The 3,576-nt window shown below is 64.4% G+C and carries 5 protein-coding genes and 1 pseudogene; all 6 read right to left on the bottom strand.

Annotation, left to right across the window (positions count from 1 at the left end):
• A pseudogene (locus CF70_RS17195) lies at nt 1-405 on the bottom strand (protein PilN); the annotation flags it as partial.
• Between the two features lie 284 nt (nt 406-689).
• Nucleotides 690-866 carry a TcpQ domain-containing protein gene (locus CF70_RS35005; protein WP_081862221.1) on the bottom strand — a complete coding sequence of 59 codons (177 nt, stop codon included), beginning with the start codon at nt 864-866 and terminating at the stop codon, nt 690-692.
• 16 nt (nt 867-882) lie between these two features.
• The coding region (locus CF70_RS35000; RefSeq protein ID WP_235185093.1) for a TcpQ domain-containing protein at nt 883-1,357 on the bottom strand (475 nt) is incomplete at its 3' end.
• 64 nt (nt 1,358-1,421) lie between these two features.
• Nucleotides 1,422-1,808 (bottom strand): lytic transglycosylase domain-containing protein, encoded by a 387-nt coding sequence (locus CF70_RS17185; protein ID WP_276286902.1) that lies wholly within the window; start codon nt 1,806-1,808, stop codon nt 1,422-1,424.
• A 68-nt stretch (nt 1,809-1,876) separates the two neighbouring features.
• Nucleotides 1,877-3,124: a TrbG/VirB9 family P-type conjugative transfer protein gene (locus CF70_RS17180; RefSeq protein WP_035867084.1), complete on the bottom strand. Its 1,248-nt coding sequence runs from the start codon at nt 3,122-3,124 to the stop codon at nt 1,877-1,879.
• Nucleotides 3,121-3,576, bottom strand: a 456-nt coding sequence (locus tag CF70_RS17175) for a transglycosylase SLT domain-containing protein (protein WP_035867080.1), incomplete at its 5' end; no start/stop codon positions are given. The genes CF70_RS17175 and CF70_RS17180, both read right to left, overlap by 4 nt.

Raw genomic sequence — 3,576 nt, 5'->3', positions numbered from 1 at the left:
ACCGCCAACCAGACTGGTCGGAAGCGGCGCACCGAGTGCCGGGGCCTGGCCCAGCGCCGGCATGCCTTGCGGCACCGCACCCCCAGCCTGCTGATTGCGCGCCTGCTGCCCGGCCTGCGCCGCCATGCTGCGCGGGAGCAGCATGTTGGCCGGGAGATAGACATCCGATTCGACCTTCACCGGGATCCCGGTCGCCATGGTGATGCGCTGCCCGGCTACTGCCAGCGGCATGACGCGTTCGGGAAAGACCACCCACGTGTCGACGTTATTGCGCAGTGCCAACGGGAGGGTAACGTTCCGCGCGGTAGGCACGGCTCTGCCCACGAGGAAGGGCTTGGACACTTCCTGCTCTGCCTCGACAGCCGCGCGGTCGCGTCGCATCCGGGCATAGAGCGCTCCGGTCATCGCGTCACCTTGGNCGCGGTCGCGTCGCATCCGGGCATAGAGCGCGCCGGTCATCGCATCCCCTTGCGCGCGACTATCGTCGACAGCTTGTCTGGTGTCTTCAAGAAGACGCGGCGAGACGCAGCCGGCCAGCGTTGAGCATACGAGCAGGGCGCCAGCGGCGGGTCGAAGGAATCGGTTCATGTGCATCATANGACGCGGCGAGACGCAGCCGGCCAGCGTTGAACATACGAGCAAGGCGCCAGCGGCGGGTCGAAGGAATCGGTTCATGTGCATCATGGGAGTCACTGAGTCAGGTCGCACTTGGTGGTCAGCTTCACCACGCGCACCACGTTGTTCGAGTAGAAGCAGGGCTTGATGATGTAGTCGGTCATCTCGGTCGAAGACAGGATGCGCCGTACTGCCGCTTTGAAATCGCCTGGGATCGAATCATTGCCAACGATCGGCACGTCCTTCTCCAATTCCCAGGGTGCGAGNCGGTCATCTCGGTCGAAGACAGGATGCGCCGCACGGCCGCTTTGAAATCGCCTGGGATCGAATCATTGCCAACGATTGGCACGTCCTTCTCCAATTCCCATGGTGCGACCGTCCAGCCCGCCCGCGGCGCCCATGCCTCGATCAACTGGCGAAAGGTCCCGTCAGCCGGCGACACCGTCCAGGCTGCGGGCGCAGCGGGCGCGCTCGCGACGACCGGTGCGATGCCTGCCGGCGTTGCCGCGAGTTGCGATGCGGCCGGCGCCGGAGGCACGGAGGCGGGCGCTATGTCGCTAGTCACCGACCTTGCCGGCTCCACCGCTGCGAGAGACCTGCCCTTCTTGCCTGCGGCGAGACGCTGCCAGCCATCGCCCTTGAGCGGCGCCGCCGGCTCGAAGTTGCCGGTTGACTCGATACCGAAGGGGGATGCGGTCGGTACCGCCGCATGGGCCGCAACACACGCGCACAGCGCGCTCATGACAAGGACAGTCCGGCTCAACCGGCGCATCTGATGAATGTGAAGCATGACTTGTTACCTTCGGTTATCTAATTGCTTGGTTGGCCGGAACGCCGCGCTGCAGCGTGCTGTAGATGCGGTTGATGTACCTGAGGCGCTTATCCGGTGAGGCCGCGTTGTACGCGCCCACCGCGTCCCAGGTTGGCCCGTATCGGTCCATGTTCTCGCGCAGAATCCACGCACCGACGTAGGCACTGACGCAAGGATTGAACAGCGACTGCCGCGTAATGCCGTACTTGGCAAGCCTGGGCAGGTGCACCGTGTTGATCTGCATGAGGCCAATGTCTTCACTGCCGTTCGTGTTGCGATTGATCGCATACGCGCGCATTCCCGACTCGTGTTGCGCAATGCCGCGCAGTAGCACCGGGCTCACCTGGTGGAAGACGGCGGCATCGTCCAGGCAGTCCGCCATGACGGAACCCGTCGCCCCCATGGCAAGCCCGATAGCTAGAAGCGGTATGTACCGCCGTGGCTGGAAACTCATAACGCCGCCGCCCGTTCATAGAACCGAACCTCCGGCTGCCTGCTCACCGTGACCGCCTTACCGTCCGCCATCACCGTCAGGCGAGCGCTAATCCCGTTGTATTTGTAATACCGATCCTTGTGCTCCCCATTGGACCGGTTGCTCTCGTCGAAGACAGAGACCTGCACCAACGACTGGCGGAAGCTCAGGTAGGTAGCGCCATCCTTCTCAAAGACGCGCTCCAACCCAGCCGGGTTGTCTTGGGGGAAGAGATAGGCGATCCCCGGCACGCGGGCGACCTCAACCGACTTGCCGCCGCCGCTGACCGTGAAACGATCCGCGGTACGGAACGACAGCACCCTTTCGTCCTCGTTCCAGGTCGTATCCAGTTCCTCACCACCGTCACGTCGCACCACCATGCCGGTCGGCTTCTTCTCGAAGCGGATCTCGATCCGGCCGGCCTTGGTGTCACGGATGGCTTGCGCATCGAACGCCTCGCCCAGCGCGGACCCATCGCCTTCGGTTGGGCCGCCAGCGACCTCCGACGTCGAGGCTGCAATCATCTGTGGGGCCGCGGCGACCGGCGCCAACCCGGCAGGGGACGCCACACCAGTACCGGCGACGGCCAGAGACTTCGGCGCCGTCGCCCGCAGCGCAATGTTCCGACGCTCGAAATCCAGTTCGGCGTACAGGTCACGCTGCGCCAGCAGGCGCTCAAGCGCTTGCACCCAGTTCTCGCCGGCGCGCGTGGCGAAGCGCATCTCCTGGCTCAGGGCGATATCCTTCTGCGCCGAGCCGGTCCAGCCTGCCGGAGCGAGGGTCTTGATCAACGGCGCCAGCGGCATCGTCGTGTCGCTCGGGCGCACCAGCGCGAGACCATTGTGATTGCCAATCAAGGCGATGCGCCCGCTAAAGCCGCTGAAGCCGCGCGGCAACTCGCCGGCAGGATTCGCGGGCTCACCCGTGAAGCCGTTGGCTCGCGTCCAGCGCGCAACCACCTCGTTACCGTTCGTGGTGTAGCGCACGACATCAGGCACGCCATCCAGGACGATATATGGACCAGATTGCTGCCCACCGCCCGCGACAATCTGCTGTCCAGCGCGAGGCTGGATGTAAGTGCTGCTGCCGTCGTTGAAGATCATCGCCGGCCGGTCGCTAGCCTTGGCCACGACCTGGTAGTCGAAGTCGAACGGATCGGTCGGCGCGGCGGATACCGGTCCGCTGATCAAGAGGGCGACGGCGGCGTAAAGAAGATGCTTGCTCATTGGGCCCTGCTGTCCATTTGCTTGAAGTGGTTCATGAATCTAGCGAGATACGGCCCGCCGCGGCTCGGGTCGGCGCTGTGGTACCAGGCCACCGCCTTCATCGCTGAGCCGCTGCGTTGCAGGTTCTCCGTTAGGATGGCTTCGGCCACGTGGATGTTGGTCGCCGGAGCCAGCGCATCCCACGACGAGGCGAACCGCTGGCCGTGGTAACACCAGTTGATCTGCATGATCCCAACGTCGAAATTGCAGCGCTTCTCGGAAAGCAGTTGATTGATCGCGGCATGCGCGTCTTCCCGGGTGGCGAAGTACATGCCGCGACCGGCCACATTGAGGGTCCACGGCCAGGGTCGGCCCCGATACGCCGATTCATTCATGGCGATGCTGGCCAGGATCTGCGGATCGACGCGCGCGCTCATCTGCGCAAAGGCTTCCGTCTTCGGTGCACAGGCCCA

This window comes from Cupriavidus sp. SK-3 (genome assembly GCF_000611145.1).
GTDB lineage: Bacteria > Pseudomonadota > Gammaproteobacteria > Burkholderiales > Burkholderiaceae > Cupriavidus.
This window is presented reverse-complemented; position numbering and strand designations above follow the sequence as displayed.

Bases quoted from the DNA above. Each gene is read 5' to 3' on its own strand.
- CF70_RS17185 (WP_276286902.1), bottom strand. From the start codon at position 1,808: ATGGCGGACTGCCTGGACGATGCCGCCGTCTTCCACCAGGTGAGCCCG.
- CF70_RS17180 (WP_035867084.1), bottom strand. From the start codon at position 3,124: ATGAGCAAGCATCTTCTTTACGCCGCCGTCGCCCTCTTGATCAGCGGA.